The 20,244-nt window shown below is 64.9% G+C and carries 12 protein-coding genes and 1 pseudogene; 7 read left to right on the top strand and 6 right to left on the bottom strand.

The window, feature by feature from the left end:
- Positions 1-51: 51 nt before the first annotated feature.
- Both VVR85_RS06725 and VVR85_RS06720 read right to left on the bottom strand, forming a co-directional pair.
- A complete protein-coding gene (locus VVR85_RS06725) occupies positions 52-1,419 on the bottom strand; it encodes a phosphomannomutase/phosphoglucomutase (protein WP_368520163.1) in 1,368 nt (455 codons plus the stop codon).
- Between the two features lie 91 nt (positions 1,420-1,510).
- Entirely contained in the window at positions 1,511-1,963 is a 453-nt protein-coding gene (locus VVR85_RS06720) for a DUF3499 domain-containing protein (RefSeq protein WP_083319157.1), read from the bottom strand.
- A 94-nt stretch (positions 1,964-2,057) separates the two neighbouring features.
- On the opposite strand from VVR85_RS06720, the gene VVR85_RS06715 reads away from it, so the two are divergent.
- Positions 2,058-2,525: a metallopeptidase family protein gene (locus VVR85_RS06715; RefSeq protein ID WP_368520162.1), complete on the top strand. Its 468-nt coding sequence runs from the start codon at positions 2,058-2,060 to the stop codon at positions 2,523-2,525.
- Between the two features lie 143 nt (positions 2,526-2,668).
- On the opposite strand, the gene VVR85_RS06710 is transcribed toward VVR85_RS06715, so the two are convergent.
- The 3 genes from VVR85_RS06710 to VVR85_RS06700 form a co-directional block, all read right to left on the bottom strand.
- Positions 2,669-2,968, bottom strand: a complete 300-nt coding sequence (locus VVR85_RS06710) for a WhiB family transcriptional regulator (protein WP_070768728.1) — start codon at positions 2,966-2,968, stop codon at positions 2,669-2,671.
- 428 nt (positions 2,969-3,396) lie between these two features.
- Positions 3,397-4,500, bottom strand: coding sequence for a sugar phosphate nucleotidyltransferase (locus tag VVR85_RS06705; RefSeq protein WP_368520240.1), 1,104 nt, complete (start codon positions 4,498-4,500; stop codon positions 3,397-3,399).
- 181 nt (positions 4,501-4,681) lie between these two features.
- Positions 4,682-5,596, bottom strand: a complete 915-nt coding sequence (locus VVR85_RS06700; RefSeq protein ID WP_409338184.1) for a glycosyltransferase family 2 protein — start codon at positions 5,594-5,596, stop codon at positions 4,682-4,684.
- Between the two features lie 137 nt (positions 5,597-5,733).
- On the opposite strand from VVR85_RS06700, the gene VVR85_RS06695 reads away from it, so the two are divergent.
- The 5 genes from VVR85_RS06695 to VVR85_RS06675 all read left to right on the top strand — a co-directional run bounded on the left by VVR85_RS06695 (position 5,734) and on the right by VVR85_RS06675 (position 14,590).
- Positions 5,734-7,377 carry an LCP family protein gene (locus VVR85_RS06695; protein WP_368520161.1) on the top strand — a complete coding sequence of 548 codons (1,644 nt, stop codon included), beginning with the start codon at positions 5,734-5,736 and terminating at the stop codon, positions 7,375-7,377.
- Between the two features lie 81 nt (positions 7,378-7,458).
- Complete coding sequence (locus tag VVR85_RS06690) at positions 7,459-8,190, top strand: TIGR03089 family protein (protein WP_368520160.1); 732 nt, start codon at positions 7,459-7,461, stop codon at positions 8,188-8,190.
- A 275-nt stretch (positions 8,191-8,465) separates the two neighbouring features.
- A complete protein-coding gene (locus tag VVR85_RS06685; protein ID WP_368520238.1) occupies positions 8,466-10,283 on the top strand; it encodes an amino acid transporter in 1,818 nt (605 codons plus the stop codon).
- 649 nt (positions 10,284-10,932) lie between these two features.
- A complete protein-coding gene (locus VVR85_RS06680; RefSeq protein WP_368520159.1) occupies positions 10,933-12,315 on the top strand; it encodes a hypothetical protein in 1,383 nt (460 codons plus the stop codon).
- A gap of 193 nt (positions 12,316-12,508) precedes the next feature.
- Positions 12,509-14,590, top strand: a complete 2,082-nt coding sequence (locus tag VVR85_RS06675; protein ID WP_368520158.1) for a fructose-specific PTS transporter subunit EIIC — start codon at positions 12,509-12,511, stop codon at positions 14,588-14,590.
- A gap of 108 nt (positions 14,591-14,698) precedes the next feature.
- Here VVR85_RS06675 and VVR85_RS06670 read toward each other — a convergent pair whose 3' ends face one another.
- On the bottom strand, positions 14,699-15,004 hold the full coding sequence (locus VVR85_RS06670; protein ID WP_368520157.1) for a DUF2316 family protein: 306 nt from the start codon (positions 15,002-15,004) through the stop codon (positions 14,699-14,701).
- Positions 15,005-15,104: 100 nt separating this feature from the next.
- Between VVR85_RS06670 and VVR85_RS06665 the strand changes: the two are divergent.
- A pseudogene (locus VVR85_RS06665) lies at positions 15,105-20,136 on the top strand (DEAD/DEAH box helicase).
- The last annotated feature ends 108 nt before the right edge of the window (positions 20,137-20,244 follow it).

Here is a 20,244-nt window from a genome sequence, read left to right as displayed (position 1 = left end):
AATATTAAAACCGGCTAGTAAACGGCTGGGGACGCCAGCGTGAACAGGAGCTTATGCGCGGATGAAGCTTAGGACTTCCTGGACGATGCCGTCCACCTCGTCCTTGGTGGGCGCCTCCACGTTCAGGCGCAGCAGCGGCTCCGTGTTGGAGGCGCGCACGTTGAACCAGGCCGGGGTGTCCTTGAGATCCACGGTCACGCCGTCGAGGCGATCGACGCCGGCGATCTTGTCGGCCATGCCGTCCAGCACGGCCTGGGTGGCCGCGTCCTGGTCGTCGACGGTGGAGTTGATTTCGCCGGAGGCCTCGTACTTGAGGTAGTCGGCCATGAGCTCGCTGAGCGGCTTATCGCTGGCACCCAGGGCGGCCAGCACGTGCATGGCGGCCAGCATGCCGGAGTCGGCGTTCCAGAACTCCTGGAAGTAGTAGTGGGCGGAGTGCTCGCCGCCGAAGACGGCGTCGTGCTCGGCCATCTGGGCCTTGATGAAGGAGTGGCCCACCCGCGTGCGCACCGGCTTGCCGCCCTTGGCCTCGACCAGCTCCGGCACGGCGCGGGAGGTGATCAGGTTGTGGATGATGGTCGCGCCCGGGAACTTGTCCAGGTAGCGCTCGGCGACCAGCGCGCAGATGGCCGACGGGGAGACCGGCTGGCCCAGCTCGTCCACGACGAAGCAGCGGTCGGCGTCGCCGTCGAAGGCCAGGCCGATGTCCGCGCCCTGCTCCTTGACGAAGGCCTGCAGGTCGACCAGGTTCTTCGGGTCCAGCGGGTTGGCCTCGTGGTTGGGGAAGGTGCCATCCAGCTCGAAGTAGAGCGGGCGGATGTCCAGGTTCAGCCCCTCCAGGACGGCGGGGACGGTGTGGCCGCCCATGCCGTTGGCGGCATCGACGGCGACGACGAGGGGACGGGTGTCGGACAGGTCGACGAGCTTGTTGAGGTAGGCGGCGTAGTCCTCTAGGACCTCGCGGGGCGTGGAGGCGCCCGGCTCGCCGTCGAAGTCCGGCACGCCGTTGACCAGCGCGTCCTTGATGTCGGCCAGGCCGGTGGCCTCGCCCACCGGCTTCGCGCCGGCGCGGCAGAGCTTGATGCCGTTGTACTTGGCCGGGTTGTGGGAGGCGGTAAACATCGCGCCGGCGCAGTCCAGGTCGCCGGAGGCGAAGTAGAGCTCGTCGGTGGAGGTCAGCCCCAGCATGACCACGTTGAGGCCCTGGGAGTTGACCCCCTCACCGAAGGCGGCGGCCAGCTCCGGCGACGACGGGCGCATGTCGTGGCCAATGGCGACGACGTGCTCGCCCTCGGCGCGCATCAGTGCCGCAAACGCCGCACCGACCTCGCGCACGAAGTCGACGTCGATGTCCTCGCCCACCACGCCGCGCACGTCATAGGCCTTGATTACTTGGTCCAGCTTTTCACGGTCTCGCATAAACGCCCAGTCTAGTCCGCCGCCGCGGCGACCGAGCCACGGGCCGGGCTCCCCATGGGTTACTGCTAGCTAACTCACAGGCAACCGGAGGCTAGCTGTTGCTGCCCGGATCCGGGACCACGGACAGGTGGGCGCGGCGCTGCTGCTTGGCGGTGGCCACGCGGCGGGTGCGGAAGACGGGGTGGTTGGAGCGGGCCGGATCGGCGCCGTCGAAGGTGGGCGCGTAGTCGATGGGGTCCGCGCCGGAACCGGGCTCGCCGCCTTCGACCAGCCCGGTGGTCACGCGCCCGCCCTCGCGGACGGCCTCGGCGAGGGCCAGGAGATCATCGTCGTCTTCGATGTCGACCTGGTCGACGCGCAGCATCTCCCAGCCTTGTGGGGCGGTAATGCGCTCGGCGTGCTCGGCGCACAGGTCCCAGGAGTGCGGGTCTTCTTCTTCCACGAGCGGGCCGACGACGGCGGTCTGCTCGGCGTAGGCGTAAGTCAACGTAGCCACGGCTTCACGGCCGCAGCCGGGGCGGGAACAACGTCGAAATTCAGTCACAGCCACACAGTCTAGACCTCAAGTAGTCATTTAGACAGACTCCCACCGGCGCGCCCCGGAAAAATCCGCCGCGCGGGGCCCTAGAGTAAGCCTCATGCCCGCTACCCCGCCGCTTTCCGTCCGCCGCGACCGCCACGGCCGCGGCCAGCGCGGCCCCCTGCTGCCGCAGCAGACGCCGCGTTTCCGCACGCGCGCCCAGAGCTTCGACATGGCCGTGCTGGAGGCCTACGCGCCCATCCAGAACGCCTTCGCCGACCAGCTGACCACCCTGGACCTGGCCGTCGATACCGTGCCGCGGATGCGTCTGCGCGCCGACATGACGGTGCTGCCCGACGAGATCATCGCGGACGGGCCGGTGCCGCTGGGGCGCATCGTGCCGGCAGGCGTGGATGCCAAGGGCCGGCCGACGCGCTCGCGGCTGGTAATTTTCCGCATGCCCATCGAAGCCCGCTGCACCACCCGCGAGGAGCGCAGCGAGCTCCTGTCGACCGTCCTGACCTCCCTGGTGGCCAATTACTTGAACCTCAGCCCGCAGGACATCGACCCGCGGTTTAGCTGGTAGCCGGTAGCCGACACCCGACAACCGGCACCCAGCGCCCGGCCGGGCCGCCCGCCCCAAAGATCTCAAAAACCCAGCCGGAGAAGGCTGGGAGCGGGTGCACCCCGCGACGGACAAGGGCTCTGACCGGTTAGTTGACGTGCGGTTTAGCTGATTTCGCGCTTCAGGCGGCGGCGTTCACGATCGGAGAGGCCACCCCAGATGCCAAAGCGCTCATCGTGCTCGAGCGCGTATTCCAGGCATTCGTCCCGTACGGCGCAGGCCTGGCAGATTCGCTTCGCCTCCCGGGTGGAGCCGCCCTTTTCCGGGAAGAATGCCTCCGGATCGGTTTGCGCGCACAGCGCCTGGTCTTGCCATTCTTGCTCGACCGCCCCGAAAAGCTCGTCGATGGACATCTCTGCAGCAGCACCGCCACGGGGAATGGCGCCGTTAGCCATGTCTTTCACGCCTCGTCCTTCCTCCGTAGTTTGCAGTAGTTTAAAATTCGAACAATCTTCGCCGACCCCGCTAGGGGCCGACCCACACCATCCGCCGCGGTACTCACGGGACCGCGCCAAGTGGTTACTTACACTGTTGTTATTTCACACTGTATCACTAAATATCGTCAACCTGTCGGGAGCTAAATAACCGAAAAGATCCCGAAACCCCACGTCACTATTCACATTTTTCACACTGACCACAGACGCGGCTTCCCCGGGGGAGATGGCGGGGGTACTACATATAGGGGCCACCCCGATCCCTGTTCACAATTCACAGGAATCCCCGGCGTGTCGCTACCCTTTTGCCAGGTTTTTACTTCTGGCTGCGGGGCGCCAGGTGGCATCGGCAGCAAAAAAGCGGGCCACCAGCCGGTGGCCCGCCCCACGGGGAGGTTTTAGGCGTCGGAGGAGAAACGGACGCCGCGGTCCGGGATGACCACGCCCGGGAAGATGCGCATGCCGCCCTCGAGCTCGCAGCGGGCGCCGATCTGGGCGCCCTCGCCGATGACGCAGCCGTCGATGTGCGTGTTGGCGCCGATGTGCGCGCCGGAGGCGATAATCGAGTTCGTGATGACTGCGCCCGGCTCGATGGTCACGCCGTCGAAGACCACGGTGCCGTCCAGGCGGGAGCCGGCGCCGACCTCGGAGCCGCGGCCCACGGAGGTACCTGACAGCAGGAGCGCTCCCCCAGCCACGCCGGCGGAATCATCCACGATGGCCTCGCCGGTGCGGCCCTCCAGCAGCGGCGAGGGGGCGATCCCGCGGACCAGGTCGGAGGAACCGCGCACGAAGTCCTCGGGGCGACCCATGTCGCGCCAGTAGGAATTGTCCACGTGCCCGATGACCTTGCGGCCGGCCTCGAGGACCTGCGGGAAGGTCTCGCGCTCGACGGAGACCACGCGCCCGGCCGGGATGGTGGCGATAAGCTCCTTGTCGAACACGTAGCAGCCGGCATTGATCTGGTTGGTCGGCGGATCCTCGGTCTTTTCCAGGAAGGCGGTAACCTGGCCGTCGGCGTCGGTGGGCACGCAGCCGAAGGCGCGCGGATCGGCGACCTTGAGCAGGTGCATGGTCAGATCCGCGCCCTTGGAGTGGTGGGTTTCCAGGATGGAGTTGAGATCCATGCCGGAGAGCACGTCGCCGTTGAAGACCATGGCGGTGTCATGCCGCAGGTGGTCGTAGACGTTGCGGATGCCGCCGCCGGTGCCCAGGGCCTGCTCCTCGACGACGTACTCGATCTCCAGGCCCAGCTCGGAGCCGTCGCCGAAGTATTCCTCGAAGACCTCGGCCTTGTAGGAGGTCGACATGATGACGTGGGTGATGCCGGCGGCCTGGATGCGCGCCAGCAGGTGCTGCAGGAAGGGATAGTTGGCCGTCGGCAGCATGGGCTTGGGCGTGCCGATGGTCAAGGGGCGCAGGCGGGTGCCGCGTCCACCGACGAGGATCACGGCATCGGTAACCGCGCCCAGGTTCTCTGCGGCGGTCTCGTGCTCGGCCATAGAATCCATCTTTCTTTGGTTTAGGTAGAAATATTCTCGCCCGATTGTAGAGCCCCCGGCCCCAGCCGCCGCGCCTTGCCACGCGCGTGCCGCCGGCTTTTTACGTCACTCTCCCGCGCACTCGCGCGGGAACACCGCACGCACGCTGGTCAAACGCCGCCAAAGAGGGGCCGTGGCGTGACTAGACTTTGTCTGTACCTTTGGCCACAGCCAGCCCGGCGCGCAGGCGCAGCCCCGCCCGCAGCAGCCAGCGCAGGGGCGCTTGCCACACCGCGGGGTGCCTGTCCGCCTGGAAGCGGTAGGCCGAGTCGTGGTGGGCGCGCAGCATGGCCGCCGAGTGTGCCTTGGTGGAATGCCCCTGGGCGTGCTTGATGACCGCCTCCGGGCAGAAGACGTTGCGGTAGCCGGCCCGAGCCAGGCGGTCGCCCAGGTCCACGTCCTCCAGGTACATGAAGTAGCGCTCGTCGAAGCCGCCGACGGCCCGGAAGGCCTCCCAGCTGACCAGGAGGCAGGAACCGGACAGCCAGCCGGCCTCGCGCTGGCGGGCCATGTCCTCGCCCGCGCGGTAGCGCGCCGACCACGGGTTGGACGGCCAGATATCGGAAAAGACTGCGTGGCCGACCCCGGTAAACAAACCCGGCACCGCGCGCGCCGAGGGATAGTTGCTGCCGTCCGGCTCAACGATGCGCGGTCCCACTGACCCCACCCGGTCCCAGGCCCGGGCGCACGCTAGGAGGGCATCGATGGAGCCGGGCGAAAACGCCACGTCCGGGTTGGACAGCAGCACCCAGTCCGGGTCGATCTCCCCGGCCGCGCGCAGCTTCTCTAGCGCCTTGACGCCGGAGTTCATGCCGCCGCCGTAGCCCAGGTTGCCGCCGGTCGGCACGAAGTCGACGCCGTCGCGCTCGCGCGCGGCCGCCTCCGGCACGCCGTCGGTGGAGCCGTTGTCGGCCAGCACGACGTGGGTCGGCTGGCTGCAGGCGCCGGCCAGCGAATCCAGGAAGTCCGCCAGGTAAGCGCCGGGCGAGTACGTCACGGTCACCACGGCCAGCGGGGTTTGGTTCTGAGTAGTCACAATGGTTTCCACACTACCCACCCCGCCTGTCGCGCTCGCCCACGACACGACCCGGCCGGCCCGGCTTCGGGGATCTACCCGGTTTCGCCTAAACTGAGTGCTATTATTTCCCAGTTCCAGTACCCCTCGCTACCAGCAGTCCAACGGAAGTCGAACTCGTGAACAAAGAACTCGCCCGCCCCGTGCGCGATATTCAGGCCGCCCCCACGCGCGGTCCGCAGACCGCCCAGTCCGGGTCCACGGCGCTGAAGACCGTGCTGACCATCCTGTCGGTGATCGTGCTGGTTATCAGCGGCATCGGGTACGCCACCATCGGCCGCCTGGGCGGGGACCTGTCTTCGGTGTCCAACCTGCAGCTCGGCGGCGGGGGCGGCTTTAAGGATAAGGACGCCGCGGACGGCGCCGTCGATATCCTGCTGGTCGGCTCCGACTCCCGCTCGGACGCCCACGGCAACCGCCTGAGCGACGAGGAGCTGGAAAAGCTCCACGCCGGCGTCGACGAGGGCGAGGAAAACACCGACACCATCATGGTCATCCGCGTTCCCAACGACGGCTCGCGGGCCTCCGCCGTGTCCATCCCGCGCGATACGTATATCTCCGACGACGAGCACGGCAACATGAAGATCAACGGCGTCTACGCCGCGCACAAGGGCGCGATGACGGACCAGCTGCAGGCCGAAAACGACGAGGCCGAGGCCGCCGGCAAGTCCGCCCCGCACGACGCCAAGGAGATCGAGCAAAAGGGCGTCGAGGCCGGCCGCGCCGCCCTGCTGGAGGAGGTCCGGGATCTAACCGGCATCGAGATCGATCACTACGCGGAGATCGGCCTGCTGGGCTTCGTCCTGCTGACCGAGGCCGTCGGCGGCGTGGACGTCTGCCTGAACGAACCGGTCGACGACGACATGTCCGGCGCCAAGTTCCCCGCCGGCGAGCAGACCCTGCACGGCGCCGACGCCCTGGCCTTTGTCCGCCAGCGCTACGGCCTGCCCCGCGGCGACCTGGACCGCATCACCCGCCAGCAGGCCTTCACGGCCTCCCTGGTCAACAAGATGCTGGATGCGGGCACCCTGACCAACCCGTCCAAGCTGGGCAAGATCTCCGAGGCGGTGGAGCGCTCCGTCGTCATCGATGAAAACTGGGACGTGATGAGCTTCGCCACGCAGCTGGCCGATCTGGCCGGCGGCAACGTCACCTTCAACACCATCCCGGTGACCTCCGTGGACGGCACGGGCGACTACGGCGAGTCGATTATCACCATCGACGTCGCCGAGGTCCACAAGTTCATGGACGACCTGGCCCGCAGCCAGGAGGAAAAGGACCAGGAGGAGGCCCCGGCCGAGGACTCCGGCGACGGCGCGGGCGCGGGCGATGCCCCGGCCCACGTCGACGGCGTCGAGGTCCACGTCCTCAACGCCGGCTCGGTCTCCGGCCTGGCCGGCGGCGTGGGCTCCTTCCTGGAGGGCGAGGGCTACACCGTGGCGCGCACCTCGAACGCGCAGCCGGGGGTCTACGCCGAGTCCCAGGTCGTCGCCGCCGACGCCAACGACGAGAAGGCCAAGGCCCTGGCGGAGAAGCTCGGCGGCCTGCCGGTCACGGTCAACGAGGGCCTGGATGATTCCACCCTCATCGTGGTCACCGCCGACGAGTACTCCGGCCCCTCCGACGAGGAGGCCCAGGGCCCGGCCGGCGAGGCCGACGCGGACGCCGATGCCCCCGTCGGCACCCCGGGCGGCGACTTCGGCACCGCCGAGGTCTCCCCGGAGATCGACGCCGGCGGCCACGGCCCGCGCTGCGTGAACTAGCCACCCAGCCGCACAGCCACACCGCCGTCTGCCACCGCCCCCAGCGCCGTGGCAGGCGGCTTTTGCCTACCATGGGGTGCCATGGATTTCGTCAAAGCTTTGCTGGACCAGGATCCGGCCGCCCCGCGCATTACCGTCTACACGGAGGCCACCGGCGCCCGCCTCGACTTTTCCGCCCAGACCCTGCAGAACTGGGTGGCGAAGATCGCCAACATGCTCGCCGAGGAGCTCGACCTGGAGCCCGGCGACACCATCGCCGTGAACCTGCCGGTCAGCTGGCAGGCCGCCGTCATCTGCCTCGGCGCCCTGGCCCGCGACGTCCGCGTGCAGCTATCCACCCACGCCAGCACCGGCACCACCGACGCCAGCGCCGGCGCCGACACAACCGGCCCCAGCACCCCGCAGGTGGTCTTCACCAGCCCGGAGCGCTTCGAGGACTTCCCGGGCCGCGACGTCGTCCTAGTCACCGAGGACCCCTTCGGCCGCGGCGTGGTCGAGTCCGGCGGCGCGCTGCCGCTGGGCGCCATCGACTTCGGCCCCACCGTGCGCTTCTACGGCGATCAGTACTTCGAGCCGACCACTCCCCTGCCCGAGCTCGTGCCCACGAACGCGGCCGCGAACAACCCTGACAGCCACGGCGGCCACGGCGGACCCCGCGTGCTGAGCACCGGATGGCACGATTGGGACAGCTTCCGCGCGAATGTCTTGGAACCGCTGGCGTTGGGTGGGTCCGCGGTAGTGGTCTCGGGCCTAGCAGATGCCGCCCGTTTAGAGGAAATCCGGGCCAACGAAAAGGCCACTGAGCTGCACTAACAAAAAGTTTGTGCTTTGGGCGTGCATTTTTTGCCGACCTACGTTAGTATCGTAATTGCGAGGCAGCGTGGCGCCGGAACATCACCCCCCGAGCGTTCCGGCCGCCCCACCTCGCACCCGTTGCCCCTCTGCCTATCACCCCCCGAGCAAGCGGAGGGGCAACTTCATGTCTTTAGCCCCTTCGCGGCGGGCACGCGCTGTCGAGCCAATGATATATGTCACCGTCGCGGGACTTTTATTCTCCGGCGCGCGGCGTATATTCCTTTGTCGTGGCAATGCATCTTCCCCGCCCGCACAAGCCAGTGCGGAGGGACAATTTTTCCTCGGACCCCATTCTTGAACGCACCTACCCGTGGTGGCAGGTGATGTGCCTGTCCGGGGTGGACTATTTCTCCACACTGGGATACCAGCCCGGCATCGCGGTGCTGGCCGCCGGCGCACTGGCCCCGGCCACGACCCTCATCCTCGTTGCCGTCACCCTGGCCGGGGCAGTGCCGGTCTACCGGCGCGTGGCGGCGCGCTCGCCGCACGGCCTGGGCTCCATCGCGATGATGGAGGCCCTCACCCACGGCTGGTGGGGCAAGTTGCTGGTGCTGCTGGGCTTTGCCGCCACGGATTTCATGGTCACCATCACGCTGTCGGCCTCCGATGCCTCCGCGCACCTCCTCGGCGCCACCGACGGCCCGCACCAGCTGGCCGTGACCATCGCCCTGGTGTGCGCCCTGGCCGTGGTCTTCCTGGTCGGCTTCCGCGAGGCCGTCGGCGTGGCCGTGGCCCTGGTCGTCACCTACCTCGCGCTGACCCTGGTGGTCATTGGCGCCGGCTTCTGGCAGCTAGCCACCCACCCGGTCCTCCTGGGCGAATGGGCCACTACCCTTAACGCCCAGCACCCGCACCCGGTGGGCATGGCCGTGCTTAGCCTGATTGTCTTCCCGAAGCTCGCCTTGGGACTGTCCGGCTTTGAGACCGGCGTGTCCGTCATGCCACTTATCCGCTCGCAGTCCCTGCCGCAGCGCATCAAGCGCGCCCGCCGGCTAGTGACCACCAGCGCGGTGATTATGAGCCTGTACCTGCTGGCGACCTCCCTGCTGGTGACCACGCTTATCCCCACCGACCAGTTCGGCGCGGGCGGCAGCGCCGACGGGCGGGCGCTGGCCTGGCTGGCCGAGCACTACCTCGGGGCTTCCTTCGGGCAGTTCTATGGCTACGTCACCACGGCCATTCTGTGGTTCGCCGGTGCGTCGGCGATGTCGGGCATGCTCGCTTTGATCCCGAAGTACCTGCCGCGGTTCGGCATGGCCCCGGAGTGGGCCAAGCGCTCTCGGCCGATGGTGCTGCTGCTCAGCGTTATCGCCGTCGGCATTACCTGCCTCTTCGACGCGGACGTGGACAAGCAGTCCGGGACCTATGCCACCGGCGTGCTGGTGGTGATTTTCTCCGGGGCCGTGGCGGTTACCTGCACTGCGCGCGCCAAGGCCTGGTTCGCCGCCATCGCGGTGGTTCTGGGGCTGACCCTTGCCGCCAACCTCGTGGAGCGCCCCGACGGCCTGCGCGTGGCCGGCTTTTTCATCGTGGCCATTGTCTTGAGCTCGCTGGCCTCCCGCGCCGCGCGCTCCTACGAGCTGCGCGACAACGGCATCTGTTGGGACGCAGCCGCCCGGGCGTTGCTCGAGGTCCCCGGACCTAGCGTCCAGCTGATGCCGGCGGCCCCCTGCCCCGACCTGAGCACTAAGAAGCGGCGCGTCTGCCGCGCCCACCACCTGGCCGGCACTGCGGAGCTGGTGGCGCTGGAGATTTCCGTTCGCGATCCCAGCGCCTTCACCGAACCCTACACCGTGCGCGGCGTGGACGGCGCCCTGGTGGTCGAGGCAGCCTCGGTCTCCAACGCGGTGGCCGTTATCGCCCTGGACATCCAACGCCTCACCGGCAAGCCGGTGGAGGTCTACTTCGAGTGGGCCGACGACGGCCCGCTCAAGGCCGCCCTGCGCACCGTCTTCCTGGGCCGCGGCCAGGTCGCCACCGTCACCCGGGAGATCCTGCGTCGGACAAGTCTGGACACCGGCCAGCCCAGCCCCAGCGTGCACGTGGCTTAAGCAGGCGCCACACAGGCTGCGTCAAACTCCCCCGCCCCGCCGCGCCCACCTGCACCGAGCCGCACAGGGCAGCAAAGCCGCAGCAAAGCCCCAAAACTCGCGGCAGCCTGCCACCTGCGACGGGCGAAACACCCCGAAACAGCTGTCCCAGTGCCCAGCTAGACCCAAGATTGCAAAACTTTCATCACTCGCCACCCATCTACAGAGGTCAGCCTAACCAGCGTGGCATAGTTAACCTTCCGTTAACTTGACGCATTAACCAAAATGATCCACAACCCTCGACGATCTCGCAAGCTCCAGCTCAATAACGCTTTTTATCACTGTTTACCCGTTAGTAACGTCTGAGAGTTTCCTGATCAGCAAGCTTAATTTCACCCCCATATCGGTGTGCCGACTATTTCTGGAAATTCCAATTGTATATACCTTTAAAGGTCCAGTAGATAATGATTTATCCCGCCGTAGCCAGCGAAAGTCCAGAAAAAGCTCAATAAAGGGTGAACCAGATGTCCGACCCTGAAAAACGATCATTTGTCTAGACATCTTGGCTATTGCGGTTCTTTCCAGCGGCCTTTACGTTGGATTCCATCACGCCTTGAGGAATGCGTGTCGTACTGTCAAAAACCATCCCCTACTTCAGGAGACTTTCTTTATGAATATCCGTCGTCGTTTTGCCGGCCTGACCGCTGGCATCATCGTTGCGGGTACCGCCCTGACCGCCCCGGTCGCCGGTGCCGCGACCCAGACCGAGTCCTACCCGGAGACCCCGGCGCTGAACCCGAAGCTGCCGATCATCCACACCACCCACGGCTCCGACCACATGAAGGCCAACGTGCTGAACCCGCGTCCGGTCTGCAACCCGTGGGAAGACCACCGCACCGTGGTCTACAAGGCCACCGACACCTTCATGCCGGCCGGCACCATCTCCACCACCAACCAGACCAAGAAGGACATCCCGCTCAGCCAGGACCTGTCCAAGTCCCAGTCCATCAACGTGGAGATCAACGGTGACCGCACCTCCACCACCTCCATGAACCTGGGTGGCGGCTACTCCAAGGACGGCGGCGAGTCCTCCGTCGGCATCTCCCACTCCATCGCCACCAAGATTGGCGCTTCCGCTTCCTACTCCCTGTCCTGGGACGCTGGCCAGACCATTGGCCCGTACGACGTTCCGCCGAACCACACCGGTGAGGCCACCTACGGCTTCCGCGTCCTGAACATGACCGGCACCCAGCAGTACTGCAAGCCGAACGGCACCTGGTCCACCCCGACCTTCTGGTCCGCTCTGCAGCCGGTTAAGAACGAGGTCCGCGTCAAGCTGTACGACGACCTGGCTGACTCCTTCGCTCCGAACAAGGACGCTCAGAACACCACCGACGTCAACGACCCGAAGGTTGTCGAGGAAGACAAGGACCCGAAGGCTGACGCCGAGGTCATCGCCGAGAACGAGAAGCCGGTTAAGGAAGAGGTTGCTTCCGAGGCTGAGGGCGAGAAGGAAGAGGCTGCTGACAAGAAGAAGCAGGAAGAGGTCGACAAGGGCGAGGCCACCGAGGAAGACTCCGAGCTGGACCTGAAGCCGTTCATCAAGACCTCCGGCGCTAAGCACGCTGGCTTCGCCGGCACCGTCGCCATCGGCGCTGAGAACGTTGGTTCCAAGCGCTACTACGGCGAGTTCCCGGCCGTTCAGTTCCGCGTCGATGTCAAGACCGACAAGGGCCCGGAGGGCGTTGACCGCCTGATCACCCCGCGCTCCACCAACGGTGCTCACATCCGCGACCTGGGATTCAACGAGAAGACCTCCACCCGCTCCTTCGAGGTCAACCTGTCCAACCCGATCAACAAGGGTGACAAGCAGGAGCTGGCGTTCCTGGACTTCGGCGACGGCAACACCAAGGAAGGCCGCCTGAAGAACTACATCACCGTTACCCAGACCTCCCGCCTGGACGGTGACAACTCCAAGGGCAACGACCAGAACGTTGACTCCCGCAAGGTTGGCACCAACGACTTCGGCAAGAAGCACAGCGGTCTGTACTAAAGACCACTAAGTTCCTTAGGGACAGAGGAACTACATGGGACTAACTGCTCATCGCCCGCGGCGATGATGCACTAAACTCCCTTGGTTGCGCACTGAGAAAGTGATTCCTTCTCGCGCAACCAAGGGAGTTTTCTTTTTGTTTTTCTTCCCAATTGTCTTGGCCCGGCCCGGCTGGGGCCATAAAATTGGTTCCATGTCCGATAACACTAAGAACCCGCCGCGCATCCTGGCGATCACCGCCTGCCCCACGGGCATTGCGCACACGTATATGGCGGCCGAAAACCTCACCGCGGCCGCGCAAGAATTGGGTTTCGATCTTCAGGTCGAAACGCACGGTTCCATCGGCGTCGAGGGTACGTTCACCCCCGCTGATATTGAGGCTGCCGATGCCATCCTCATCGGCGCCGATACCGTCATCAACAAGGAGCGCTTCGTGGGCAAGCGCCTACTGGCCACCGGCGTCGACGACGCGATCAAGCGCCCGAAGGAGCTGCTGCGCCAGTCCCTGGAGGCCAACACCTTCACCGACCGCCAGCTGCAGAAGCAGCAGGCCGACCAAGACGCAGGCGCCGAGTCGGAGTCCTCCGGCATCGCGGGCATGGGCCAGACGATGTACAAGGCCCTGATGAACGGTGTCAGCCACATGATCCCGTTCGTGGTCACGGGCGGTCTGCTGCTGGCCGTGGCCCTGTCCATCGGCGGCACACCCACCCCGGAGGGCCTGGCCATCCCGGAGGACTCCTTCTGGTTCACCATTTCTGAGCTGGGCACCCTGGCGTTTTCGCTGATGGTGCCGGTGCTGTCCGGCTATATCGCCGTCGGCATCGCGGACCGGCCCGGGCTGGCGCCCGGCCTGATTACGGGCTTTATCGCCACCACCGGCTCCCTCTACGGCTCGGAGGCCGGCGCCGGCTTCCTGGGCGGCATTGTCACCGGTATCTTGTCCGGCTACGTGGCCCTGGGGATTAGGAAGATCCCGGTCCACAAGTTCATCGCGCCCATCTGGCCCATCATCGTCATCCCGATCCTGACCACCCTCATCGTGGGCCTGGCCTTCATCTGGCTCATCGGCGCCCCGATTGCCAGCGTCTTCGCCGCGCTGACCGAATACCTCGCCGGCATGCAGGGCGCCTCGGTGCTGGTGCTGGGCGCCATCATCGGCGCCATGATGGCCTTCGATATGGGCGGGCCCTTCAACAAGACCGCCTTCCTCTTCGGCGGCGGCATGATTGCCTCCGGCAACGCGCTGCCCATGGGCATGGCCGCGGCCGCCATCGCCGTCCCTCCGCTGGCCGTGGGCCTGTCCACGCTCATCCGCCGCGCCTGGTTCACCAAGGCCGAGCGCGACTCCGGCATCGCCGCCCTCTTTATGGGCTTCTTCGGCATCACTGAGGGCGCCATCCCGCTGGCCGCGGCCCGCCCGCTGCAGGTCATCCCGGCCAACGTCGTCGGCGGCGCCATCGCCGGCGCCCTGGCCGGTGCCTTCGGCGCGGCCGACCACGTCATGCACGGCGGCCCCATCGTCGCCCTGCTGGGCGCCGTGGACAACGTCGTCGGCTTCTTCATCGCCATGGCTGCCGGCGTGGCCGCCACGACCATCCTCATCCTGGTCCTGGTGGGGCTGACGCAGAAGAAGAACCCCGCCACCACTGAAGAACAGAACACCGACGCCGACGCCGCCACCGACGCCACCAGCGCCCAGCCCGGCACTGAGACCACCGGCACCGAGACCACCGGGACCGACACCACCGGTGCCGCGGTCCCGGCCGGCGCCGCGGGTGCCACCACGGCCGCCACGAGCGCTACGGCGACTGCCACCACCCCCAGCACGCTCATCGACCCCTCGGTCGTGCTGCTGGAACCGGAGGCCGTCTCCAGCCGCGACGACGTCATCCGTGAGCTCGTCGCCGCCGCGGCCGCAAGCGGGCGCATCACCGACGCCGAGGCCGTCGTCGACGCTGCCCTCGCCCGGGAGGCCAAGCACTCGACCTCCGTGGGCAACGCCGTGGCCATCCCGCACGCCCGCGTGGCCGGCGTGGCCGCCCCGACGCTGGCCTTTGCCCGCCTGAACGAGCCCGGCATCCCCTGGGCCGCGGACGAGGGCCCCTCCCGCCTGGTCTTCCTCATCGCCGTGCCCGACGATGCCGGCAAGCAGCACCTCAAGCTGCTCTCCAAGCTGGCCCGCAGCCTGATGAAGCAGGACTTCCGCGACAAGCTCTACGCCGCCGCCGACCGCCGCGCCGTCGTCGCCCTCGTCGAAGAGGCCGTGGCCTAAAACCCGCACTACCCTGCCGGGTACAGAAAACAGCGGCCGAGGACCGGATCCAGAATCCGACCCTCGGCCGCTTTTGTCATTCCTGCGCTACCACCAGCGCGCGCCCGCCTAGTAGCGCAGGTGCTCCGGGCGCTGGTAGCCGAACCACTTGCCGGCGGCGTCCCGCATGGAATCCGCCATCTTCGAGAACGGATAGGGCTCCGCGCCCGCGTCCACGACGGCCTTGACCACCGCGTCGCGCACCAGCCAGACATCCGCCGGGTCGCAGGCCGCAGTCACGTTCAACGCCGCCGCAAAGCGCCCATCCGGCAAACCGGTCAGGGCCTGCAGCGCCGGCTCATCGATGCCCGCCCGCCGCAGGTTCTCCGCAATCTCCGCCGCAGCGGCCTGGCGTTCTTTGTTATTCAGACTCATGGGAGAAAGAGTACTCCGGTTTAGAGGACTCCATTCCCTATCGAGCCGAGTCTCGAGTGTTTGCCCGACATGGTCGGCATACTTCGGCATACTGTTAGATATGTCGTCGTTTGCTGATTCCGTCAAAGCCCTGCGTGATCTCCCCTCGGACGCCAAAGCGGGCCTCGCCTTCGAAAAGCTCATGGTCAACTACTTCACCGTCGACCCCGTTCTATCGAAGACCTACAAAAACGTCGCCCGCTTCAACGACTCCCCCCTTCTTTAACGGCAAACCCGAAACAGGCATCGACCTGGTAGCCCAACGCGTCGATGACGACTCCTGGGCCGCGATCCAGTGCAAGTTCTACAGACCAACCACCACCCTGGCCAAAGGCAACCTCGACTCGTTCTTCGAGGCCTCGGGGCATACCTTCGACATCGACGGGGAGACGGTCGAGTTCAAGCAGCGCATCATCATCGCTACCACCGACAAGTGGAGCAAGAACGCCGAGGAGATGCTCAACGACCAGGCCATTCCTGTCTCGCGTATCGGTTTGTCAGACATCGCCGAATCCGAGATCAACTGGGACATCGCTTTCCCCGGCTCCGAGGTCACCATCAACCTCACCCGCCGGCAGACCTTTGAACCTCGACCTCACCAGATCGAAGCCATCGATAAATGCATGGCTGGCTTTTCCACCCGCGACCGCGGCCAGCTGATCATGGCCTGCGGCACCGGAAAGACGTTCACCTCCCTTCGCCTAGCCGAGAAATTCGCTCGTGAAAACGGCGGACGCGCACGCGTGCTCTTCCTAGTCCCCTCGATCAGTCTTTTGTCCCAGTCCCTGCGCGGCTGGCACTCTCAGGCAGAGTTAGACCTTCGCACCTTCGCGGTCTGTTCCGATAAGAAGGTCTCCCGCGACGCCGAAGACATCGCCACCTATGACCTCGAAGTCCCCGTGACCACCGACGGCAAAGTACTCGCCGAGGAACTCTCTCACCGAAAACGCGCGGCAGGTCTGACGGTAGTTTTCTCCACCTACCAGTCCCTTCTCTCCGTCCACGACGCTCAAGCCGCCGGTGCCGATGACTTCGACCTGGTCATCTGCGATGAGGCCCACCGCACTACCGGGGTGACCTTGGACGGTGTGGACGCGTCAAACTTCGTTCGCATCCACGACGCCGATTACATCAAAGCCGAGAAGCGGCTGTACATGACCGCCACCCCGAAACTCTTCGACGATACGGTCAAGGGCAAGGCCGAGGAATTCTCCGCTGAAATCGCTTCGATGGACGACGAGGCCGTCTTTGGCCCCGAATTCCATCGCCTCGGCTTCGGCGAAGCAGTCGAGCGCGGGCTTCTAACCGACTACAAGGTCGTGGTCATGACCGTCGACGAGAAGCTTGCCGCCGACGCGATGGCCAAGGTAACCATGGCTGAGGGATCCGAGATCACTCTCAACCTGGCAAGCGCCATGATCGGCACGTGGAACGCGCTGGCCAAGCGCTCCGGTGACGAGCAGGACACCCGCTCCGGATTCTCCTCGAACGAGACCCCTATGCGGCGCACGGTCGCCTTCGCCAAGGACATCAAGACCTCCACTCGCATCGCCGAAATCTTTCCCCGGATTGTTGGTGCCTACACCGAGACGATGCGCTCGAAGGCAGTAGCCAATCCGCATGTCAGCCTGCACAACATTGACCTGACTGTCTCGTCGCGCCATGTCGACGGATCGATGAACGCGCTGAAGCGTAACAACCTACTGACCTGGCTGAAAGCGCCCACCGGCGAAGAAGAATCGAAGCTTCTGTCCAATGCACGCTGCTTGGCCGAAGGCGTCGACGTGCCGGCGCTGGATGCGATCGTATTCTTCAACCCGCGCAACTCCATGGTCGATGTCGTTCAGTCCGTCGGCCGTGTCATGCGTAAGTCCGAGGGCAAGGACTACGGCTACATCATCCTGCCTGTCGCCGTGCCGGCGGGCGCTTCCCCGTCGCAGGTACTCGACGACAACCAGCGCTTCAAAGTTGTCTGGCAGATCCTCAACGCCCTTCGCGCCCACGACGACCGCTTCAATGCAAAGGTCAATTCCATCAAACTCAACGAGGGCGACCCGGAGCTTCCCATCGTTGTCGATCCAGTCGTCGACCCTGACAAGGCCCTCGAGGAGAAAAAGCGTAAGGCCGAGGAGAAAGCCCGGCTTGCCGCGGAAGGCGACCACACCGACGACAAGTCGCCCGCGGACGAGTCGGACCTGGCTCAGCAGGTGCTGTTCTCCTTGGAGGAGTGGCAGGAGGCGATGTACACCAAGCTCGTCGACAAGGTCGGCGACCGCACCTACTGGGCGGACTGGGCCGACGACGTCGCCGACATCGCCCACGCTCAAACCGCACGCATCAACGCGCTTCTCGCCGACGCCAACCCGAAGCTGAAAAAGGAATTCGATCGCTTCGTCGAGGGGCTGCGCGGCAACCTCAACGAGTCGATCACCGCGGAAGAAGCGGTCAACATGCTCTCTCAGCACCTGATCACCGCCCCAGTGTTCAACGCGCTGTTCACCGAGGTCGAGTTCGCCGATCAGAACCCGGTTTCCAAGGTCATGCAGACTATGGTCGACGCGCTTAACGACAAGCAGCTGGACAGCGAGACCGAGAAACTCGAAGGTTTCTACGAGTCGGTGCGCAAACGCGCCGGCGAGGTGACTTCGGCCTCCGGCAAGCAGCAGGTCGTCAAGGACCTCTACCAGCGCTTCTTCCAGAAGGCGTTCAAGAAGCAGTCCGAATCACTCGGCATCGTCTACACCCCGGTCGAAATCGTCGACTACATACTTCGTGCCGCCGACGAGATCCTCAAAGCCCACTTCGGCAAGGGCCTGACCGACAAAGGCGTGCACATCCTCGACCCGTTTACCGGTACCGGCACGTTCATCGTGCGGCTAATCCAGTCCGGGTTAATCAAACCGGAGGATCTCGCGCGCAAGTACGCGACCGAGTTGCACGCCACGGAAATCATGCTGCTGGCCTACTACGTCGCTGCGGTCAACATCGAGACAACCTACAACGCCCTAGCGACCGAAGCCGCACAACGCGAGAATCGTGAGGCTCCCGCCTATGTGCCGTTCGCGGGGATCGCTCTGGCGGACACGTTCCAGATCAGCGAGGAGGATGACACGCTGGATCTTGAGGTCTTCAAGGACAACAACGAGCGTATCCAACGTCAGCAGGACGCCCCGATCCACGTGGTGGTCGGTAACCCGCCGTACTCGGTCGGGCAGAGTAACGCGAACGACCTCAACGCGAATCTGAAGTACCCGACACTCGACAGTCGAATCCGCGAAACCTATGCCAAGCTTTCCACCGGAGGCCGCAAAGCGCAGCTCTACGACTCCTATATGCGAGCATTCCGGTGGGCGACCGACCGTATCGGGGACAAGGGTGTGGTCGCCTTCGTGTCCAACGGCGGATGGATCGACGGCAACACCGCAGACGGGGTACGGCTGTCCTTCACTGAGGACTTCAACGAGGTCCACGTATTCAACCTGCGCGGAAACATGAGGAATGCGAACTGGCGCGAGGAAGGCGGCCAAATCTTCAAAGGCGGCTCCCAGACCACGGTCGCGATCACCATCGGGGTCAAGGACCCGCAGGCGACCGGCTGCAGGATCTTCTACCGGGACATCGGTGACTACCTGAGCACCGAGGAGAAGCTCGACATCGTCGACCATGCCGCCACCGCACTGGCCGACGATGCCGAATCCCACGGATGGTGGGCCATCACCCCGAACAAATACGGAGACTGGGTGTCTCAGCGCCACGAAGAGTTCGAGACGTGGCCAGTCCTCGGATCCAAGAAGCCCGCGGAAGGCACGCCGATTTTCGGTAGACACTCCCTAGGCCTTGCGACTGCACGAGACGCGTGGTGCTACGGGCCTAATAGATCGAAATTGTTAAACAATATCGATCTTTTAGCTACCGCTTACAACCAAGCCCGAAATGACTTCCACGACTGGGCGGCGCCTGCGGGGCTTCAGAAGCTTACGGAGCGAGTCGTTGACGAGTTCCTCAATGAAAATCCTCAGTACACAGATCGATCGAAGATCTCCTGGGACAGCAACCTGAAGTCTAACTGCGCGCGTAACAAGAGCATTTCAGTATCTGCTCCATCCATCCAAAAGAGTTTGTACCGCCCGTTCACTAAGCAGAACGTCTACTACGACACCCATCTGAACCAACGCATTTACCAACTCCCACGGTTGTTCCCCACCCCGTACCACAAGAACATCGGCTACTACGTAGTCAACCCTGGTTCGGCCAAGCCGTTCAGCACCATCGCCACCAATCTCCTTCCGGATCTCGCGATGTGGGGGTCGAATGCTGGCCAGTTCTTCTCGCGCTTCACCTGGCAACCCGTCGACGCGCCCGAAGGCGAACTCAACCTCGACATGAATACCACCACCGAAGCCGAGGCGAGCGTCTACGGACAGATCGGCGAGGTCGTCGACGGCTACCGACGCGTTGACAACATCACCGACGAGATCAAGACGATCTACCGGGACAGTCTCGGATCTGACGTCACCGGCGACGACATCTTCCACTTTGTCTACGCCGTGCTGCACTCCCCCGACTACCGGGAGACGTACAAGACAGACCTGAAGAAGATGCTGCCTCACATCGAGACCCCCGCCGACCGGGACTTCTTCGACGCCTACGTCTCCGCCGGCAAGGAACTTCTCGACCTCCACGTCAACTACGAGGACGTCGAGCCCTGGCCCGTCGACGTGCAACTCAAGAAGAACGCCGACCCCGACGACCCAGATACCTGGAAGGTCACCAAGCCGAAGTGGGCTAAGACCACCGACCCGGAGACCGGCAAGAAGGTCAACGACACCACCCGGATGATCTACAACCCCAAGATCACCATCGCCGATATCCCCGCCGAGGCCGAGCGCTACCAGCTCGGCTCCCGCTCGGCGCTAGCGTGGATCATCGACCGCTACCAGATTAAGAAGGACAAGGCCTCCGGCATCGTCAATGACCCGAACGACCTCGCTGCTGAAGCCGGGAACCCGCGCTACATCGTGGATCTGGTTGCCAAGGTCACTCGTGTCGCTATGGAGACGAACCGTATTGTCGACAATCTGCCTCAGCCGTAAAACAACGCAGCGCAGGCACGCTCCCTAAAGAGCACTCCTCAGTGGTCGTGACTGACTGGGGACTTACGGGTGTGGTTCTGGCACACCGCGTACACCGCGGTAAGAAGT

This window comes from Corynebacterium sp. LK2590, assembly GCF_040946105.1.
GTDB lineage: Bacteria > Actinomycetota > Actinomycetes > Mycobacteriales > Mycobacteriaceae > Corynebacterium.
The sequence above is the reverse complement of the archived record's forward strand: the minus strand, read 5'-3'. Positions and strand labels throughout refer to the sequence as shown.

Bases quoted from the DNA above. Each gene is read 5' to 3' on its own strand.
- VVR85_RS06725 (WP_368520163.1), bottom strand. From the start codon at position 1,419: ATGCGAGACCGTGAAAAGCTGGACCAAGTAATCAAGGCCTATGACGTG.
- VVR85_RS06715 (WP_368520162.1), top strand. From the start codon at position 2,058: ATGCCCGCTACCCCGCCGCTTTCCGTCCGCCGCGACCGCCACGGCCGC.
- VVR85_RS06705 (WP_368520240.1), bottom strand. From the start codon at position 4,500: ATGGCCGAGCACGAGACCGCCGCAGAGAACCTGGGCGCGGTTACCGAT.
- VVR85_RS06690 (WP_368520160.1), top strand. From the start codon at position 7,459: ATGGATTTCGTCAAAGCTTTGCTGGACCAGGATCCGGCCGCCCCGCGC.
- VVR85_RS06685 (WP_368520238.1), top strand. From the start codon at position 8,466: ATGCATCTTCCCCGCCCGCACAAGCCAGTGCGGAGGGACAATTTTTCC.
- VVR85_RS06680 (WP_368520159.1), top strand. From the start codon at position 10,933: ATGAATATCCGTCGTCGTTTTGCCGGCCTGACCGCTGGCATCATCGTT.
- VVR85_RS06675 (WP_368520158.1), top strand. From the start codon at position 12,509: ATGTCCGATAACACTAAGAACCCGCCGCGCATCCTGGCGATCACCGCC.
- VVR85_RS06670 (WP_368520157.1), bottom strand. From the start codon at position 15,004: ATGAGTCTGAATAACAAAGAACGCCAGGCCGCTGCGGCGGAGATTGCG.